The organism is Lutibacter sp. (assembly GCF_013041805.1).
In the GTDB taxonomy this organism is placed as follows: Bacteria; Bacteroidota; Bacteroidia; order Flavobacteriales; family Flavobacteriaceae; genus Lutibacter.
Genome location: NZ_JABDRI010000100.1, coordinates 1 through 21476, shown reverse-complemented (window position 1 = coordinate 21476; position 21476 = coordinate 1). Strand labels below are relative to the sequence as shown.

Annotated in this window: 13 protein-coding genes; 6 read left to right on the top strand and 7 right to left on the bottom strand. The window is 29.0% G+C overall.

What is annotated here, in order from left to right:
• From HKP59_RS11955 to HKP59_RS11940, 4 genes are all read right to left on the bottom strand, one after another.
• The coding region (locus HKP59_RS11955) for a PAS domain S-box protein (protein ID WP_291807233.1) at positions 1-812 on the bottom strand (812 nt) is incomplete at its 3' end.
• A 193-nt stretch (positions 813-1005) separates the two neighbouring features.
• Positions 1006-1404 (bottom strand): response regulator, encoded by a 399-nt coding sequence (locus tag HKP59_RS11950; RefSeq protein WP_291807230.1) that lies wholly within the window; start codon positions 1402-1404, stop codon positions 1006-1008.
• 89 nt (positions 1405-1493) lie between these two features.
• Positions 1494-3092: a PAS domain-containing sensor histidine kinase gene (locus HKP59_RS11945; RefSeq protein ID WP_291807226.1), complete on the bottom strand. Its 1599-nt coding sequence runs from the start codon at positions 3090-3092 to the stop codon at positions 1494-1496.
• A 590-nt stretch (positions 3093-3682) separates the two neighbouring features.
• On the bottom strand, positions 3683-4330 hold the full coding sequence (locus HKP59_RS11940; protein WP_291807222.1) for a response regulator transcription factor: 648 nt from the start codon (positions 4328-4330) through the stop codon (positions 3683-3685).
• Positions 4331-4594: 264 nt separating this feature from the next.
• Here HKP59_RS11940 and HKP59_RS11935 point away from each other — a divergent pair, with 264 nt between their 5' ends.
• The 6 genes from HKP59_RS11935 (at position 4595) to HKP59_RS11910 (ending at position 16504) form a co-directional block, all read left to right on the top strand.
• Positions 4595-5038 (top strand): hypothetical protein, encoded by a 444-nt coding sequence (locus HKP59_RS11935; RefSeq protein ID WP_291807219.1) that lies wholly within the window; start codon positions 4595-4597, stop codon positions 5036-5038.
• 319 nt (positions 5039-5357) lie between these two features.
• Entirely contained in the window at positions 5358-7571 is a 2214-nt protein-coding gene (locus HKP59_RS11930; protein WP_291807217.1) for a GAF domain-containing protein, read from the top strand.
• Between the two features lie 324 nt (positions 7572-7895).
• Entirely contained in the window at positions 7896-10610 is a 2715-nt protein-coding gene (locus tag HKP59_RS11925; RefSeq protein ID WP_291807215.1) for a phosphoenolpyruvate carboxylase, read from the top strand.
• Positions 10611-10823: 213 nt separating this feature from the next.
• A complete protein-coding gene (locus HKP59_RS11920; RefSeq protein WP_291807213.1) occupies positions 10824-13625 on the top strand; it encodes a triple tyrosine motif-containing protein in 2802 nt (933 codons plus the stop codon).
• A gap of 711 nt (positions 13626-14336) precedes the next feature.
• Positions 14337-15899 (top strand): MFS transporter, encoded by a 1563-nt coding sequence (locus HKP59_RS11915; RefSeq protein WP_291807211.1) that lies wholly within the window; start codon positions 14337-14339, stop codon positions 15897-15899.
• A gap of 131 nt (positions 15900-16030) precedes the next feature.
• Positions 16031-16504 carry a hypothetical protein gene (locus HKP59_RS11910; RefSeq protein WP_291807208.1) on the top strand — a complete coding sequence of 158 codons (474 nt, stop codon included), beginning with the start codon at positions 16031-16033 and terminating at the stop codon, positions 16502-16504.
• On the opposite strand, the gene obgE is transcribed toward HKP59_RS11910, so the two are convergent.
• The 3 genes from obgE to secDF all read right to left on the bottom strand — a co-directional run.
• On the bottom strand, positions 16505-17497 hold the full coding sequence (obgE, locus tag HKP59_RS11905) for a GTPase ObgE (protein ID WP_291807205.1): 993 nt from the start codon (positions 17495-17497) through the stop codon (positions 16505-16507).
• A 3-nt stretch (positions 17498-17500) separates the two neighbouring features.
• Positions 17501-18616: an adenylate kinase gene (locus HKP59_RS11900; RefSeq protein WP_291807203.1), complete on the bottom strand. Its 1116-nt coding sequence runs from the start codon at positions 18614-18616 to the stop codon at positions 17501-17503.
• A gap of 129 nt (positions 18617-18745) precedes the next feature.
• On the bottom strand, positions 18746-21476 hold a 2731-nt coding region (secDF, locus tag HKP59_RS11895; protein ID WP_291807200.1), incomplete at its 5' end, for a protein translocase subunit SecDF.

The window sequence follows — 21476 nt, the reverse complement described above, 5'->3', positions numbered from 1 at the left end:
TATTGGAATATTACATTAATCAGTTTTCCACTCTGGTCAATTATTGGATACATAGAACCAAAAACCCAAAGTTTTTTAGGAATAGATAGGTTATCCTCACCTGTTTCTGACCCAAGCCAAAACATTTCAAAACGGGAACTTTTATGATTTTTAAATACATCATCCAAAATATATGTTAAACCCTGATTACTAAAATTTTCATCTTCCAGAATATTGTATTTGGTAATATCCATATCTGCTGGAATTTCAAGTGTATCACGTAATACTTGATTAACCCTTACCAAATATCCATTTGGATCAGCAATCCACATGGCGAAAGGACTATTTTCAATAATAGAATCTAGGAAATTAACTTGATTTATGTATTTAAGTTCATTCTCCTTCAATTTTTGTTCTGCTTCTTTTCGCTCTGTAATATCATCAAAGGTTGTAAAAACTTGTGTCGGTTTTTTTGAAGTATCACCAAAAATAGGAAAAGCATTTATCTGAATCCATCTATAATTATTTTCTTTAGCATTGAAAACTCCCATAATGGTATCTTTAACAGGGAAACCTGTTTTTAAAGCTTCTATACTTGGGTGGGTTTCTCCTAAAAAATCAGATCCATCTTCTTTTATCGCCTTCCAATTAGAATCATAAGATGTTTTACCACAAAGTTGATCATAGGTTAAACCTAATATTTTTAAAGCAGCTGCATTTGCTTCAATTATAGCACCAGTTTTATCTTGATATACTACTCCTTGAGGCATTGACTCAAATAAATACTTATAACGAAGTTCAGTTTCGGATAGTTTTGAAGTCTTTTTCCCCATAGAAGAGTTTTTATATTTTGGAATTAGAATATAATTTATAGCTATCTAAATTAATTAAAATAATTAATAAAAACCATTTTAAAAATCAATTCTAATAAGAGAGCATTATTCATATAAAAAAACTTATTATGAATGAATAGATTGTTCATAATAAGTTTTAATACTTATATATTGCAATTAATTTCTTAACTATCTAATTAGATAGTATTGTTTTAATTAATTGCTCGGTTCCTTCCGCTTTATCGAAAAAACCATCAGCACCCAATCGAAGACACGTTTGCTCTAATTCTGAACTAGACGTGAAAACATAAACTGATGGTTTTATATCTTTTTTTTGTATATATTTTAAAATATCTACCCCATTTCCATCGGGTAATCTTAAATCTAAAATGATATCTGATGGATTATTATTATTTAAATAAGTTATGGCTTCATTAAATGTAGAAACACAAAAGATAGAAAAAATTCCTTTTTCGTTGAGTTTTTTTTCAGTAAACTGAGAAATCTCAATATCATCTTCTACAATAAGAAGTTTTATAGGCATATTACCAATTATTTTTCTATTCTTTTTTAACACCATCAAAGTTAACATGTCACTCGTTTTATTTTAGTAAGCATTTTCCTTAAAAATCGATAACAATATCCTTACTGTTAATCTTATTCGTTTATTTAAAGCGTTCATTAAGCACTTTGTGCCTTTATATTTATTTTTGGAAGTGTAAAAAAGAACGAACTACCTTCATTTAACACAGATGAAACTTTTAATGTTCCTCCCAATAAATTAATAATTTCTTTAGAAATAGTTAGCCCAATACCGTTTCCTTCAATAGCATTTTTTTCAGTGAACTCAAGCTGTCTAAAAGGCTCAAAAATAGATTCTAATTCAGTTGCTTTAATTCCAATCCCTGTATCTTTAACCGTAAATAAAATATTCTCTTCCTGATTTTTCACAAATAAACATACAGAACCACCTTGAGTAAATTTAAATGCATTAGATGTTAATTGTATCAATACTTGACAGAGCTCGTCAAAATTAGACTCTATTGAAGTTGTGGCTAGTGAAGGATCAACATTACAACTAAAATTGATAGTACTATCGTCATAAGTTTTAGTTATTTCTTTCTCAACAAAGGTTAAAACATCTATTAAGCTAATTTTATTTTTTTGGAAAGCATAACTTTTAGCATCTAACATTGATACTTTAATAATATCTTTAATGGTATGAAAAAGACGATTACTACTTTTTTTAATTAATGAAGCATATTTTAATTGTTTTTCTAAACTAAAATCTGATTCTAATTCTTCTATAAGAGATGTAAACCCTAAAATTCCATTCATTGGAGTTCTAATTTGATGATTTACATTATGTAAAAAAGCTGTTTTTAATCGGTTACACTCTTCAACGTTTTTTTTCATTTCAATAGCGGTATCTTCTAAATGCTTTTTTGCTGTTATATCATTTAAGGTGGCTAAATAAATAGTATCACCATTTTGTTTTAATAAACTAGTTGATAATAAACATGTTTTTTTAACAAGTTTATCTTTTTCAATTATTTTAAAAGTAAGCTCTTCCTCATCGTATTCTTGTTTTTTATGAATTGTATTTTCAATACATTGAAACAATGAACTGATGGGGATCAGTTCATTGTCAATTGTCATAGTGGGGTCGATAGTTTTAATATGTTGCAATAAATTAATTAGAGGAGCTCCTTTTAACTTATCATTACTTAAGTGACATTTAAAATAGTTTTTTCCTGCATTATTAATTCTTTGTAGTTTAAAATTTGTATCAAAAATAAAAAGTACATTAGTTGCGTTGTTAAAAATTGAGTCAAGAAGTATATCTTGTTCTTTCAATTTTATTGAAGAGGCTTTAAGCTCATTTTCATACATTAAGTCTATTGAATTTTTTTTAATAAAATTATAAACTATAGGGCTTCCATTAGAATTTAATAATTTTGAATCATATTCAACTTCCAGGCTCTTACCACAATTGGCAATTAAAGTTGTATTAAAACGATATTGTTTATGTTGTAACAAAACAGCAATTCTTTTCTCAAAATTTAACTGATTAAAATCTTTTTCTAAATCTTTTATATTCATTTCTAGCAAACTATTTTTGCTATATCCTAAAAAGTCAATTGCTTTTTGATTAACTTTTAATAACCTCCCATTTGTATCGTTTAGAATTAATACATTATTATTACTATCAAAATCTTCATCGAATTTTAATAAATCTTCTGGTTCAATTCTTTTATTAATATTTCTATTGTTAATCATGTTCGCCATTTAATGAGTAATACATCTGTGAATTTTCACACTACAAAGATTTAAAATATCATGGCTGCAATCAATAAGGAAGTTGCTTATATTGAGACGTAAAATGATTAAAAGCTGTCATTTAGTTGCTTAAAGAATAAAGTAAAAGAAGTCTTTTAAAAAAAATAGGCACCTATTTTTAACAAAAAAATCCTTATTTATATTAATTATGAAGTGAGGTTTTATTTTGGGGCTATTGTTTTTAAACTTTAAAACCAATCAACATTTAAAAAATTAGTACTTTTCATCGCGCTTTTCATATAAAAGTAAAAAGTAAATGAATGCTAAAAAAACTAAAAACAAATCTTTAAATTCGAAAGTGTAATTAGTAAATAAAGACATTGTACATTTTGTAGGTGGCATCTCATTTGCGGATGAAAATAGAGTAGAAATTAAAAAAATAAAAACAAATATTTTTATTTTTTTTGATTGACTTGAAACTTTTAAAAAGTGCATTAGTTGATACATTAGGTAATAATTAAGCAACAAAAGTGATTAATTATTTATAAGGTATCAATAAGCATTTATCTTAAAATAAAACAAAATAGCACTTAATCATCTAAAGTCGTTAATCCTGATTTAATAGCATATTTAGTTAATTCTGGTAAAGTCCTCAGGTTTAATTTATCCATAATGTTTTTTCTATGAGCGTCAACTGTTTTAAAACTAATAAATAATACTTCTGCTATTTCTTTAGAAGATTTACCCTCTGTAATTAATTGAAGAATTTCTTTTTCTCTTGAACTTAATTCTGTTTCCTCTTCGGTTAAAGTAAATAAATATTCATTAATTAATAATGAAGAAATTTCTTGAGCTATGTATTTTTGGTTTCTTATAACCATTTGTATTGCAGTAATTAATTCATCAGAATCACAGTCTTTTAGCAGATAACCATAAGCGCCAGCTTTAAGCATCCCTGATACAAATTGTTTATTAGAGTGCATTGATAAGGCAATAATTCTTATGTTAGGATTTGTTTCTAAAATTTGGCGAGTCGCTTCAACACCATTTAAATCGGGCATTGCAATATCCATTATTACTACATCGGGATTTTTACTAGTACATAGTTTAATTCCCTCTCTACCATTTACAGCTTCTCCAATTACTTCGAACTGGGAATTAGATTCAATAATTTTCCGCAAACCATCACGCATAATTTTATGGTCGTCAACCAAAATTATTTTAACCTTTTCACTCATGTAAGTTTGTCTTATTGTTTTTATTGAATACGGATAAAAGTATTTAGTACTTCAAATATAATTATTATAATTTATAATGAGCGATATACCTATTCAAAAATGCGATCATTTACAATTTAAATAGCGTTTTACTAAGATTCTTAAATAATTGTTTTAAGCAATTATATGGTTTTATTAAGATTTTTTCCTATTCCCAAAAATAACATGTTACTCTAGCTTTGTATTCAAATAAGAATAAAATTCATTTTTAAAATTTTTGGTATTATGATGGATATAGAAAATAAAATTAGTGGAAACGTTGATATTTTAAAAATGAACTATAAGTTATTACTAATTTTATTTTTTTCCGTTGATGTATGCCTAGCTCAAGGCAATGCAAAATCAACAGCACATATTTCTGCCAGAATCATAAATGTTAGCGACACGGCTACAATAAAAATGATTGAAATTGAAAAATCAATTAAAAATAGTGATAAACCCAAATTAGTGATTGAGGTTGGAATGACTTATGCTGATTTAATGGGGTTATTTAATAAGCCCGAAAGAATAATTGAAATGCCTAATCATAAGAAAAAATTAATTTATGATGATTGTTTTGTTTATATAAATGAATTTGAAATTGTTGAGATAGTTCGATTCAAAAAGAATAAACTACTCGATGAAAACTCGGCTATCTCTCCTAAAGATTTACCTCTTACAACCAATTGAAAAACTTACTACTTATTATTTATTATAATTACCAGAATTACAAAAGTTTTTATTTCAAATCATAGTCTTTTAATAATTTTCTACATTAAGAATTGTACTATTTTGTAATTCGAAATATAGTTAGTTTAATATAGTTGTATGTTTCAACTATGAAAATCTCAGCAAGTACAACTTATTTTAACTATTTAAGATTTACAAATAATTGTTTTAAGCAATATTATCGTTTAATTAAGATTTTTTCCTATTACCTAATAGTATATGCTACTATAGCTTTGTGGTGTAAGTATAATATAAAACTCATTTAAAATTTTGAGATATTATGAGAGATTCAGGTAAGAGAAATATTGGAGATGGCAATGTTTTAAAAATGAGACGTAAAAAAACGATCAATAAACTATCTAAATCTATTGAAAACTCAGGTGATATAATTATAAATACCGATCGTAATGGAATTATCACTTATGTTAATAAATCTTTTTGTGAGTTTTATGGCTATAGAAAAGAAGATATGGTTGGTAAAGTTACACCTAGAATTCTTAAAAGCGGCAACCATACAGAAAATTTTTACAATTCTTATTGGAGTACTTTATTGCAAAAAAAAAGAGTTAAAGGTTTTCAGTTTACGAATAAATGTAAGAATGGTAAAATAGTCCATGTAGAAGTTTCAGCAGACTCTATACTAGACGATAGCAAAGAAATAATTGGATTTTTAGCAATTCAACGAGATGTTACACAAAGAGTTAGGAATGAAAACGCTCAAAATGTTATTCTAAATATTGCCAATCTATCTCAAACAACAAGTGATATTGGTCAATTAATGAAATATATTCAGACTGAATTAGGAAAAGTTGTAGATACTACTAATTTTTATGTGGCTCTGTATAATGAAGAAACAGTTTCTTTTGATTTACCTTATTATACTAATGAAAAAGACCATATTAATAGCTTCCCTGCAGGAAAAACGTTGACTAGTTTGGTAATTAAAAAGCAAAGATCCCTACTACTTAAAGAAGTAGAGATCGATAAATTAATTAAGCAAAATATAATTGATGATATTGGTTTTAACTCAAAAGTTTGGTTAGGAGTTCCTCTTAAAGTAAAGAATAAAATAACTGGTGTATTTGTAGTACAAAGTTACGTTCACGAAGAGGCCTACACTATTGAAGATTTGCATATATTGGAAATTATTTCTAATCAAATAAGTATTACTGTAGAAAGAAATCTTTATGAAAAAAGGTTGTTGAAAGCACTAGAAACATCAAAATCCACCCAACTCCAACTTCAAAAACAGAACGAAGAAATAATATTGAACAATAATCGTATTGAAAGTTTATATAGAGTTTCTCAATTACAAGTAAATTCAACCCAAGAGTTATTAGATTATGCCTTACATGAAGCCATTAAACTTACAAGTAGTAAAATAGGATATATTTATTTTTATAATGAAGAAAGCAAACAATTTACGCTCAATACGTGGTCAAAAGATGTTATGAATGAATGTAGTGTAATGAATCCACTTACTTTATACGATTTAGAAAATACGGGTATATGGGGAGAAGCAGTTAGGCAAAGAAAACCAATTATGGTAAATAATTTTCTAGCAGAAAATGATTTGAAAAAAGGGACTCCTAATGGACATGTTATGTTGACCAAATTTTTAACAATACCTGTAATTTGTGAAAATACAATTGTTGCTGTAATAGGTGTCGCCAACAAAGTAGTTGATTACGATAATTCAGATATTCGTCAACTAAGTTTATTAATGGATAATGTATGGAAAGTATCAGAACGAACAATCCTTATTGATAAACTTAAAAGCGCTAAAGTAAAAGCAGAAGAATCAGACCGTTTAAAATCAGCTTTTTTAGCAAATATGAGTCATGAAATAAGAACCCCCATGAATGCGGTTTTAGGGTTTGCAGAATTACTTAAAAGTCCAAATCTTTCTGGAGATAAACAAAAGAAATATATTGATATTATTACAAAAAGTGGTAATAGGTTACTAAAAACAATATCAGATATTGTAGATATTTCTAGAATTGAAGCAGGCCATTTACAAGTAAATAATAGATTTATAGATATTCATAAAACATTAAAAGATATTTTAACAATTTTTCAGCAGAATTTACTTGAAAAAAATCTTCAAATAAAAGTAAATTGTTCATTATTAGAAACGCAATCAAATATTTATACTGATTCATTAAAAATACATACTATTTTAGAAAATCTTATAATGAATGCTATAAAATTTACGCATAAAGGTTTTATAGAAATAAATTGTTGTTTAAAAAACGAGGAACTATTAGTAACAATAAAGGATACTGGAATTGGCATCCCAATAAGTCGTCAATCAGCTGTTTTTGATCGTTTTATACAGTCAGACATTGAAGATAAAGAGGTGTATGAAGGATCTGGTTTAGGTTTAGCAATTGCTAAGTCATATGTAGAAATATTGGGTGGTAAACTATGGTTAAAATCTAAAGTAGGTGTTGGTTCTACATTCTTCTTTACAATACCTTATAAAACAGCTTAATAGTAAATAGAGTATAATAACTTAATAAGAATATGTATAGTTAAAAAAATTAGAATTTAGTTATAGATAATTCAATAATCTTCCTCTATGCAATTTTTCTTCAATAAAAGGATGTGTCTAAAATTCTTTTTAACTAATAATATACTTCATTATTAGTGTCAAATAATCTACGAAAACATTTGAGTAACTAAACTTTATTAATATTGTTAATTTAGGGGGCATTCAATAACTTTGAACGCATCTTAAAAATGATAAATTATCTAAATTTGAATGAGGTAAAATGTTTTTTAAGGAATTGAAACTACTAAACTAAATTAATTAAAAATGACGACTGAAATACTTCAAAAAGAAGGATTAAAAAAAATAAGAGAAGATTATCAATATTTAATTACATTATTTAAAGAAATGTTGATAAATATTGGCGAAAAGGACTTAGCTGAAGGCTTACCAATCGACAATTTTTCTGTAAAAAAAACAACTAATTATTCGAATGAAAAGTTTACTCAGGCAATAGGAATGTGCTTTGAACTACTAAATTTAGTTGAAGAAAATGCAGCAACCCAGTATAGAAGAAAATCTGAAACGCAGTTTGGAATAGCTTCTGCTAAGGGCTCTTGGGGTTGTACCTTAGATCAATGGAAAACCGAAGGAATTAATGAGTCTAAAATCGCTGAAAAAATAAGAGGAGTTAAAGTAGTACCAGTTTTAACTGCTCATCCAACGGAAGCCAAGAGATTGACCGTAATTGACATTCACCGAGAATTATACTTATTGTTGGTTAAAAAAGAAAATCCAAATTGGTCAACTTCAGAGCAATCACGTTTAAAACAAGAAATTACTAGCTTAATGGAGCGCTGGTGGAGAACAGGTGAAATTTATCTTGAAAAACCACGCCTTGAAGATGAAAGAAATAATTTGATGCATTATTTTAACAATGTTTTTCCTGAAGCTGTTAGATTAACAGATCAACGTTTAAAAGATGCTTGGGTAGAAATGGAATTTTCTCCTGAATTATTAGAATGGCCGGAACATTTCCCTTTAATCCAATTTGGAAGTTGGGTAGGAGGGGATAGAGATGGACATCCGTTTGTTACACCTGAGTTTACTGCTTCAACTTTGCGATTACACCGTAGTTTAATGTTAAAAATGATTCAAAAACATTTAGTTGATTTAGCGGGTAAACTAAGTTTTTCAAGTTTTCAAAATGAAATATCTCCTACGTTTCTTATCGAGTTGGAAGAGAAAGCAATATTATTTGGGTCCAAAGGCGAAAAAGCTTTAAAACGAAATCCATCTGAACCATTACGTCAATATATAAATCTATTATTAGTTCAGTTAAATAATACGATTAAAGATAGCTGTACTTTAGGGGAAGGAAGCTATTTTAAATCATCTGATGATTTAGCGATGGAGCTTAAAAAACTAAGAGAACTGCTTATTAATTTAGGTGCTGTGCAAATTGCGAAGCAATGGTTGTTTCCTATTGAAAGATTGGTGCAATGCTTTGGTTTTCACTTAACAAAATTGGATATTCGACAAAATAGTGAGTACCATGAAAAGGTAATTAGTCAATTATTGGTTGCGTCAGGTTTTAATGATTCTGATTATGGTAGTTGGGATGAAGAAAAACGATTGGCTTTTTTAAATGAAGAATTAAAAAGTAAACGTCCGTTTTTAGTAGAAGGTGTTTCTTGTGGTGTTGAGGCCGATAATGTGCTTGGTTATTTACGTGAAGTAAAAACGTACATAGATCTTTATGGAACAGAAGGAATTGGTTCTATAATTGTTAGTATGACACGAAGTTTAAGCGATTTACTAGTAGTGTATTTACTGCTTAGAGAAGTTGGGTTACAAGATGCCGGTCTTCCAGTAGTTCCTCTTCTAGAAACGGTTGATGATTTAATTGCTGGTCCTGAAATTTTAACGTCATTCTTAAAACATCCAATAGTTGAAAAACAACGCTTAAATTCTGAATCTTTTGTGCAAGAGGTGATGTTGGGTTATAGTGATAGTAATAAAGACGGTGGAATTTTAACAAGCCGTTGGAATATATATAAGGCAGAAGAAAACCTTACGAGAGCAGCGAATCAATTTGATGTAAAACTGTGCTTTTTTCATGGTCGAGGAGGAACAATTAGTAGAGGTGGAGGAAAAATCCATAGATTTTTAGATAGTATGCCTCCTGGTTCAATGAGTGGACAAATTAAAATGACTGTACAAGGAGAGTCTATTGCGAATTTATTTGCCAACCGTTTAACGGCTACCTATAATTTAGAAATGTTTGTTGCGGGTACAGCGAGGCAATCTATGATTGAAGAATCTAAAGTTATAGAAGAAAATCGCGATAGAATAATGGATGAAATAGTAGAGTTTACGAGAGAAACCTATAGAAAACTATTAGACCATCCAAACTTTATAGAATTTTATACTGCCGTAACTCCGATTGATGTTTTAGAACAAAGTAAAATTGGATCAAGACCTGTTCGCAGAACAGGACAACGTTCCTTAGAAGATCTTCGTGCGATTCCGTGGGTATTTAGTTGGAATCAATCAAGATTTAATATTAGTGGGTGGTTTGGAACTGGTTCGGCTTTAGTTGAATTTCAAAAAAAATATCCAGCTGATTTTGAACAATTGAAAATATTAGCAAAAGATTGGCCTTTCTTAAAATACAGTCTTATTCAGATAGAATCAAATTTACTGAACTCTGATATTGAAATAATGAACGCGTTTGCTGATTTTGTTGAAAATCCAAAGATAAAACAAGAGTTGATGAGCTTAATCTTAAATGATTATAATAATTGTTTAGATGAAATTGAAGAAATTATGGAAACTTCAGCTGAAGTTAGACGAATTTCTAAACTAGATGACAACAAATTAAGAAATAACTCATTAAGAGCATTGCACGAAATTCAAATTGATTATTTGACAAAGTGGAGAAATCTTAAAGATTCGAATTCAAAAGAAGGTGACGGCTATTTAATGTTATTGTTATTGCTTGTAAATGCATTATCAGGTGGACTAAAAGGTACTGGTTAAAAAATTTAAAATAGAACTTACAATAGTTATTAGATTGATAAAAAACCTAATTAAAATTTAACTAGATTTTTTAAGTTCTAGAAAATATCATTGCTTTTGGATGAGAAAATTTTAAATTAATATTTTAATAATCTTCATCAGAATAAATATGCAATTTTATATTTTTAGAATTGTTATCTTGCAGTGAGCAAAGTTCAATTTTAATTTTTTGCCTTGAAATCTTTTAGAAAATCTTTTTTATTATTCGTGTTAATTTCTCTTGCTCTTAATGCACAAGAACTACCTCCTATTGTAAATTATTCTCCCAAAGATTACGAAGGGGGAAATCAAAATTGGAAAATTGATCAATCTGATAGTAATTATATCTATGTTGGAAATAATAGTGGATTACTTGAATATAATGGAGCGAACTGGAAAATTTACCCTTCAATCAATCATTCAATAATTAGATCTGTTCAAGTTATTGGTGAAAAGATTTTTACGGGTTGTTATATGGACTTTGGATTTTGGAAAAGAAATTCATTTGGGAATTTAACGTATACTTCACTTGTTGAAAAATTACCTGAGCCATTATTAGATGATGAATCGTTTTGGAACATATTACATGTAGATAACTATGTGTTGTTTCAGTCTTTAAATCGAATATATATATATAATCTTATTGATGAATCGTTTAAAGTTCTTGATGTCATATCTAAACGAGCCGTACTTTTTAAAGTAAGAAATAATGTTTATTTTCAAGAATCTGATAAAGGTATTTATAAAATTGAAAATGGAAAAGCTACCTTAGTTTCAAATGAGTTAGTATTTAAAAATAAAGTTGTTGTAGGCGTTTTTTTTAAAAATAAAAAACTTCTTTTTTTAACTGAAGAAGGAAAGTTTTATTTTTTAGAAAATGAAAAGATAATTGAATGGAATATTGACGCCTCCCAAATGTTAAGTTCAAAAAGTATTTATTGTAGTACCATGCTATCTGATGATAGTTTTGTTTTAGGTACTATAGCAGATGGAATCTATCATATCAATGCAGATGGTGAATTAATTCAAAGTATAAATAAAGAAAAAGGCCTACTCAACAATACGGTTTTAAGTGTTTTTGAAGATCATGATAATAATGTTTGGCTAGGCTTAGATAATGGATTGAATATTATTAATATAGATTCACCATTTAAATATTTTAATGATACCAAAGGAAAAATAGGTTCAGTTTATAGTTCAATTATTTTTAGGGACAATTTATTTATTGGAACAAATCAAGGTTTATTTTTTAAGCCCTATAATTCTAATGAAGAATTGAAATTTATCGAAAATACAAAAGGTCAAGTTTGGTGTTTAAAAAGTTTTGATAACACCTTATTATGTGGGCATAATGAAGGTACTTTTATAATAGAAAATGAGAAGGCCATTAAAATTTCTGAGTTTTCAGGAACGTGGGACATTAAACAATTTTCTGGAAATCCTAATTTATTGCTACAAGGTAATTATAATGGAATTAGCGTTTTAGAAAAAGCAAATGGTAATTGGAAGTTTAGAAATAAAGTTAAGGGTTTTGATATTTCGAGTAGATACTTTGAATTTATTTCCGAAAATGAGTTGCTTATCAATCACGAATACATAGGCGTGTTCAAATTAAAAGTAAATCCTGAGTTTTACACAATTGATGATTTATTTAAGTTTGATCAATTTGGGGTTAGATCAAGTTTATTTGCTTATAGAAATAAAGTTTACCATGCTTCAAGCACTGGTTTGCATAAATATAATAGTTTAAGAAATTCATTTTCTAAAGACACGTTATTGTCTAATATGCTGTATAAAACTTCTGACCCCGTAAAAGGAAATCTTATTGCAGATAATGTTAATAGACTTTGGGGTTTTTCTGATAAAAATATTGTCTATATAAAATATGATGCTTTTAATACTGCTAAAAGAATTGATATACCTGTCGAAAAATCATTTAGATCTAGGATAAGTGTATCGGGTTTTGAAAGCTTAAATCACTTAAAAGATGAAAAATATTTAATAGCAAGCACCAATGGTTTTACAACTTTAAATATAGATAAGCTCATGTCTAATGAGTATTCTATTTACATAACTTCATTATATAAGCAAGAATTAGATGCTAAAAAGGAGCAATTGTCAATTCATGAATCACCTGCTTTAAGTTTTACTGAAAATAATTTGTATTTTGAATACAGTGTACCCCAATTCGATAAGAATTTGGAAATTAAATATAAACATAGATTAAAAGGCTTATCTAATAATTGGAGTAATTGGGATTTATCTTCTAATGTTAACTATAATAATTTGTCACCAGGAGCTTATACCTTTGAAGTGAAAGCAATGGTTGGAAATACTTATTCAACAAATAGTGTAGCCTATTCTTTTACAATAAAAAAGCCTTGGTATTTAACAAATTTAGCCTTTGTGCTTTATTTAATTTTTCTGGTTTTATTTGTTATTATAATTCATACAATTTATAAGCGTTATTACACCAAGCAAAACGAGATGTTGTTGAGAAAAAACAGACAAGAAAAAGCCTTGCTTGAACTTGAAAATACAAAAGCAATGATAGAATTCAAAAATCAAACACTTCAAAAAGGAATAGAAAGTAAATCCAAAGAGCTATCAATAGCAGCCATGAGTATTATTAAAAAAAATGAGCTTTTAACTACTATTAAAAAGGAATTACAAAATATTAAAATGAATGCTGAAGTAAAGACTGTCATAAAAAAAATAGAAAAAAATTTATCGGATAATAAAGATTGGCAATTGTTTGAAGAAGCCATTAATAATGTTGATACTAATTTTTTAAAAAAATTAAAAGAAGTACATCCTAACTTAACTTCGAATGAATTGAGACTATGTGCTTACTTACGATTAAACCTATCTTCTAAGGAAATAGCATCATTACTTAATATATCACCTAGAAGTGTGGACATAAAGCGTTATAGATTGCGTAAAAAAATTAATTTACCAACTAAAAAAGGTCTTGTTGATTATATTTTAGAAGTTTAATTATATGTATAGATTGTTGAGTTTACTTTTTTAAAAGTACAAATTTTGTACAAGTACTATTTTGAAGTATGAATTCCATAAAAAGGTTGTTTTCAAACGTTTTAGATGATCTTTTTATTTTTAAATCCTTTTGTATTTTTTGAATTAATTTGATGAAATCATCACTTTTTTAATAGTATTGAATCCGTCATTTATTGTTTTTTTAAAAAATTTACCTCTACATTATCTATACAATTTCCAATATTTTGAAATTTATAGTAGTTATAACTTAATAAATAGTAATAGTTAGTATTTCATTTAAAACTCGTTAAGAAAGGGTGTTAATTTTTATATATTTGAATATCAGGTATATTTATGTTGTGTGTATATAATATGTATAGATAGTTTTGGATAGATTTCAAAATATTAAATTTAACTTGAAGAAGTTAATAAGAAAGCAACTAAACAGTATTTCCTCAATATATATAAGTTGATTATTTGAGAATGTATCAATGAAATTAGAAAGATATTGTTTTAATGATTTAGGGTAATTTGCACTATTTATTAGCTCATAATAATTTGAATTGATAGTACTCTGAATAAAAAGGTCGATATAATTTTATCGGCCTTTTTAAGAAGTAATATTCGAACTAATCGGGAATAACATTTAAAAATATCACCAATACAATAATATAAAATAGGTGATAATAAATAACTAAATTAAAAATAATTATGTCTCAATACGAAACAGCGGCTAAAGATAGAGTGCCCTTTGTACAAAAATGGGCTTTTGGTTCAGGTCAATTTGTACTAAACTTATTGCCTGGAGCCTTGGGGTTTTTTATGTTTTTTTTATTAACAGCATTCGGTATGGATCCGTTTTTAGCAGGTTTACTAGGTGGTCTTCCTCGTTTATTTGATGCGATTACCGACCCAATTATGGGATTTATTTCGGATAATACAAAATCTAGATGGGGACGAAGGAGGCCGTATATTTTTGTTGGTGCCATTATGAGTGGACTGCTATTTGCTGTTTTGTGGCAGTTAGATGCGGAAAATGGGCAAACCTATAATTTTTGGTATTTTCTTATTTTATCATTAATATTTCTTATTGGAAATACGATGTATGCGACTCCATTAGTTGGACTGGGCTATGAAATGACATCTGATTATAATGAACGAACCCGGTTAATGGCATTTGCAAATACTATTGGCCAAGTTGCTTGGATGATTGTACCGTGGTTTTGGGTTATTATTGCAGATCCGGAGTTGTTTTCAGATCAAGCTGAAGGAGTTCGACAGATGTCTACAATAGTAGCAGCTTTTTGTATTGTTTTAGGAGTTCTACCTGCTATTTTTTGTAAAGGTATAGATTCTTCTCATATGGAAAATAGAAAAGAACTTTCCTTTAAATCATTGGCTTCTAATTTGAAAGATCTTTGGAGTGGAATAGTTCAAGTTGTTAAAAATAAGCCTTTTATGAAGCTTTGTGGCGCAACCTTTTTAGTTTTTAATGGATTTCAAATGGTGGCGGCATTTAGTTTTTATATTATTGTATTCTATATGTATAATGGAGATTATGGTATGGCGGGTACTTGGCCTGCTTGGTTTTCAACTATAACTGCTGTTTTAACGGCATTTGTAGTAATTCCTATTATTTCAGCGATGTCAAATAAGTGGGGAAAAAGAAAAGCTTTTATTATATCTACGGTCCTGTCTATTATTGGATATATTTTGAAATGGTGGGGATTTGATACTTCATTGAATGAGCGTTTTAATCAAACTGCGTTTGGACAAACTCTAAATAGCGGTGTTGGAGCTATATTTGACTTTTTGAATCCATATCTCGAAACTGTAGGGATGTCTTGGTTCAGTATTGATACAAGTCAAGGAGCACCATGGCTTATATTCCTTCCATTACCATTAATGGCTTTTGGACTTGGAGGGTTGTTTACGTTGATGATGAGTATGACTGCAGATGTTTGTGATTTAGATGAATTAGATAATGGGATGCCTAGAAAAGAAGGTACATTTGGAGCAATTTATTGGTGGATGGTTAAATTGGGACAAGCTATAGCATTAGTGTTAGGAGGTTTAGTGTTAAAATTGGTAGGTTTCATACCAGATGCTCCAACTCAATCTTTAGAAACGATGACAAACTTGAGAATTGCAGACGTTTTAATTCCTGCTTTTACGGCAGGAGCTGCTATTTGGGTAATGATTAGTTATAGTTTAAATGAGAAGAAGGCGAGAGAAATAAAAGCTAAATTAATAGAACGCAGAGGAGAATTATAAATTAAACTCTGTTAAGAGCTATTTATGAATTAACATAAAACACCCTAAATTTTATATTTTAGGGTGTTTTTTTAGTTCAAATTTCTAGCTATTGATAAATTGTTGTATTTTCACTTATGGAAATATAATGTATGGTTAGAAAATTATTTGTACAGTTTTTTTGCGCGCTGCTTCTGGTATCTTGTAACTATTTTGAAAGTAAATGGAATAGTGAACCTATAAGGGAAATAGATACGGTAGTTGATTTTAATGTTGTAGATGCATTTCCTTTATTTCCAAACTGTAAAGACATTCCGTCAAGAGATAAACAACAAATTTGTTTTCAATTAGAAATTGCACAACATATTAACGCTTCATTAAAAAAATACACATTAAATTCTAATGAATTTATAAATGATACTATTTTAGTTAAATTAAAAATTGATATTTTAGGAAAAACTAGCTTGTCTTCTATTGAGATTTCAGAAATTACGAAGAATCAATTTCCAGAATTTGATAGTATTTTAAAACTTAGTTTACAAAATTTACCAATATTACAACCAGCTATAAAAAGGAATATGCCAGTAGCCACAGAGTTTACTTTGCCAATTGTTGTGAAAAATTAATTAATCGTTTAGCATTTTCCACAAGGTGTCTTTTAATTCAACCAAACCTTGTTGAGCTATTGACGAGATAAAAAGTGTTTGAATTCCACTAGGTAGCTCTTTTTTAATTTCTTCTTTTAACTCATCATCTAGCATATCAGATTTAGAAATTGCTAATAATCTACTTTTATCTAATAATTCAGGGTTATGCTGTTTTAATTCACTCAATAAAATGTTGTATTCCTTTTGAATATCGTCAGAGTCAGCTGGAATTAAAAATAACAACGTTGAATTGCGCTCAATATGTCTTAAAAAACGATGACCAAGTCCTTTACCTTCAGCAGCACCTTCAATTATACCTGGAATATCAGCCATTACAAATGTTTGAAAATCTCTGTATTGAACAATCCCTAAATTCGGTTTTAAGGTAGTAAAAGCGTAGTCGGCAATTTTAGGTTTCGCAGCTGTAACGACTGATAATAGTGTAGATTTTCCAGCATTTGGAAAACCAACTAAACCAACGTCGGCGAGTAATTTTAATTCCAATTGAAACCAAGATTCTTTGCCTTCAATTCCTGGCTGAGCATACCTAGGTGTTTGGTTTGTGGAGGATTTAAAATTCCAGTTTCCAAGACCTCCTTTTCCACCATCTAGTAGAATTTGTTCTGTATTTTCCTTTGTAATTTCAAAAATAATTTCTTGAGTTTCTGTATTTCGAACAATAGTTCCAAGCGGTACATTGATGTAAACATCAGAGCCATCTTTACCGGTGCTTCTCGATTTTCCACCATGACCACCATGTTCGGCTCTAAAATGCTTGTTGAATTTTAAATGAAAAAGTGTCCATAAATTAGGGTCCCCACGCATAATGATGTGCCCACCTCGGCCACCATCACCACCATCTGGACCACCCTTAGTAATATACTTTTCTCTATGTAAATGAACAGATCCACCTCCGCCATTTCCAGAACTAGCATATATTTTGGTAAAATCAACAAAATTTCCTTCAGTCATTATTTACAGTTTATCAAAAACGTCACTTAAACGTTTGGTAATTTCACTAATTTCTCCAACACCATCTACCCCAAAATATTTATTTTGGGCTTGATAATATTCTTTTAAAATTTCAGTTTTTGTATAATATTCGTTGAATCTATTCAATATTTTATTTTCATCTTGATCATCAGATCTTCCACTAGTTTTACCTCGCTCTAATAAACGAGCAATTAATAAACTAGTAGGAACATCAATGGTAAGCATACCTCCAACAGTTTCTCCTTTCTCTTCTAAAAGTTCATCTAATGCAATAGCTTGTGCTTTTGTTCGAGGAAAGCCATCAAAAATAATTCCGTTAGAAGGTGGTAATTTATGAACTACTTGTTTCAGCATTTTAATGGTAACATCATCAGGTACTAAATTACCTTTGTCAATATATGATTTTGCAAGGATACCAAGTTTTGTTTCACGTTTCATATGAGATCTAAATACATCACCTGTTGAAACGTGCACTAAATTGTATTTTGCCTTTAATAAGTCCGCTTGAGTACCTTTACCCACGCCAGGAGGGCCAAATAATAGAATATTTTTAATTGTTGGCTTTGGAGTAATTTGATAAATACTAGATAAATTTCTACCTAGTCCATTATAATCCAATCCATAACCAACAATGAATTCATCAGGGATTGAAATACCTATATAATCTATTGGTAATTCTTTCTTAAACACATCTGGTTTAAAGAATAAAGTAGCTATTTTTAATTGTTTTAATTTTTTATCTCTAAAAATATCATAAATTTCTTCAAGTGTATTTCCAGTATCAATAATATCTTCTAAAATAACAACAGTTCTACCTTCCAAATTTTCATTAATTCCAACAAGTTGCTTTATCTTTCCTGTAGAATTAGTTCCTTGATATGATGCTAATTTAACAAATGAAACTTCACAACTGTAATTATATTCACGTACGAAATCTGCTACAAACATAAACGATCCATTTAAAATACCTATAAATAAAGGAATCTCATCTTTGCAATCTTCAGATACTTGTTTTACTAGTTGTTTGATTGCTTTTGCAATTTTTTTTTCTGAAATGTATGCTTTAAAATACTTGTCGTGAAGTTTTATAATACCCATTGTGTCTCTTTTCTACAAATTTAAGAATCCAAATATAATTTTAGTTGTATTCTTATTTTATTTTTTGCTATTAATTAAAAAAACCGTTTTGAAAACTCAAAACGGTTTTTTTTAAAAGTATAATCTAGATTAGCTTTTCTTTTTATCTAATTTTTTTACCGTATCATACATTAATGGTGATGCAATAAATAATGATGAGTAAGTACCGACAATTACACCAACAATTAAGGCAAACATAAACCCTTTAATTGAATCACCACCAAATAAGAATATTGCAAATAATACGACTAGAGTTGTTAAAGAAGTATTAATTGTTCTACCCAGTGTTGAACTAAGGGCTTTATCAATTACAGTATTAAATTTCCAAGTAGTATGAATTCCAGCAAACTCTCTAATTCTATCAAAAATTACCACTGTATCATTTAAGGAATAACCTACAACAGTAAGTATGGCCGCTATAAATGATTGTCCAATCTCCATATCAAATGGTAATACTTTGTAGAATAATGAAAATAATGCTAACACAATTAACACATCATGGAATACCGCAACAACAGCACCTAAACTATATTGCCATTTACTAAATCTTAATAGAATATATAAGAAGACAACTAATAATGAACCTAATATAGCCCATCCTGCAGCTGTTTTAATATCATCGGCAATGGTTGGTTCAACTTTAATAGAACTCATTATTCCCACTTTATTTTCACCTTCATATCCAGGTTTAAATTCATCTAAAGTTAAAGTTTCAGGGAGGTATTGTGTTAATAAGCCTTTGTACAATAATTCTTGTACTTCGTCATCAATAGTATTTCCTTCTTCATCAATTTTATATTTTGTAGTCACTTTTAATTGGCTTACCTCACCATACGTTTTTACTTCAGGAGCACTTCCAAAAACATCTTTTAATGTATTTGCAACATCAGAAGCATTTGTAGGTTTTTCAAATTTTACAACATAAGATCTTCCTCCAACAAAGTCAACACCATAATTTAATCCATTAACATATAATGATCCTATTCCAATTAATATGATCGTAGCCGAAATTACATATGCAATTTTTCTCTTTCTTAAGAATTCAATTCCTTCATTTTTGAACCAATTTTTGGTAATGCTTGTATTGAATGTAAATATTTTTCCTTTTGCAGCATACCAATCTATCAATAAACGCGTGATAAATACGGCAGTAAATAAAGAAGTAACAATACCTACCATTAAAGTATAAGCAAAACCTTTAACAGGACCTGTTCCAAAAACATACAGAATTACACCCGTTAACATTGTTGTAATATTGGCATCAATAATTGCTGATAAGGCACCTTTAAAACTAAAACCGTGGCTTATAGAAGCTTTTAAACCCTTTCCTTTGTTCAATTCTTCTTTAATTCTTTCAAATATAATTACGTTCGCATCAACAGACATACCAATTGTTAGAATAATACCGGCAATACCTGGCAATGTTAAAACAGCTCCAAAGGCAGTTAATATTCCAAAAATGAATAATAAGTTTACAGCCAATGCAACGTCAGCAAAAATACCTGCTTTCCCATAATAGAAAATCATCCATATTAAAACAAAAAGCAGCGCTAATCCAAATGAACTCATACTACTATCAATTGCTTTTTGACCTAAAGATGGTCCAACAACTTCAGATTGAATAATGTGTGCGGCAGCCGGTAATTTACCTGCTTTTAATACGTTTGCAATATCTTGAGCTTCTTCAACGGTCATACTTCCACCAGAGATAGAAGTTCTACCTGTTGTAATTGCAGTGGTTACTGAAGGTGCAGTATATACATAATCATCTAATACAACCGCCACAAATTTACCAACATTTTCAGTGGTCATTTTGCTCCACTGTCTAGAACCTGTAGCATTCATTGTCATACTTACCTCAGGCTTTCCAGTTTGTCCATATTCCTGACTAGCATCTTCAATTACATCACCTTCAATAGGAGCTACATCTGCACGATTAGATTTAATTCCATATAAATAAATTAACTCAACACTTTCTCCTGTAGCAGTTATTGTAGAGCTGAAAGGCTTAGAATCCCAAAGGAATTTAGCATATTTCATATCATTTGATAATACTGCCCTAACGTCTTTTCTAGCTAAATACGAATTTACTCTAGATGTATCAGCAACTTTAGCTGTTCCTATTACTGAAGATACTTGATTTTCAGATTGAGGAATACTTGGAGTTAATACAGTAAATAAATTATTCACTGTTTTAGTAGCCAAAGAATCAGATACTTCACCTAATAAATCTTCTAATTCATCTTTTACAGAAGTAGTATCAGCAACTGTTTCTTCTTTTAAGAAATTTTCAACAACGGAATTTGCTGCGAAAAAGAAGTTTGCTGTTTCTTGGTTGGAATATACTTCCCAAAATTGTAATTCTGCAGTACTTTGTAATAATTTTTTAACACGATCAATATCTTTTGCTCCAGGTAATTCAATTAAGATACGACCAGAATTTCCAATTCGTTGAATGTTTGGTTGTGTTACTCCAAATTTATCGATACGACTACGTAACACTTCAAATGCAGTATTTACAGAACCAGTTACTTCTGCCTCAATAATTGGCATTACTTCTTCATCTGTTAATTTGAAGTTTATTTTCTCACGTAAAGACTTGTTTCCAAAAATACTAGGATCACTCATTTTTACAGTACCCGCACTTTCTTCTTCAAACGCATCATAGAATAATGTTAAAAATGTTTTATCACTATTTTTTTGAGCTTCTGTAGCTTTCGCTAATGCTGTATTAAAAACTGGGTTTTTAGAGTTATTAGACAACCCTATTAAAATATCTTTAACAGAAACTTGTAAAATAGCGTTAATACCTCCTTTAAGG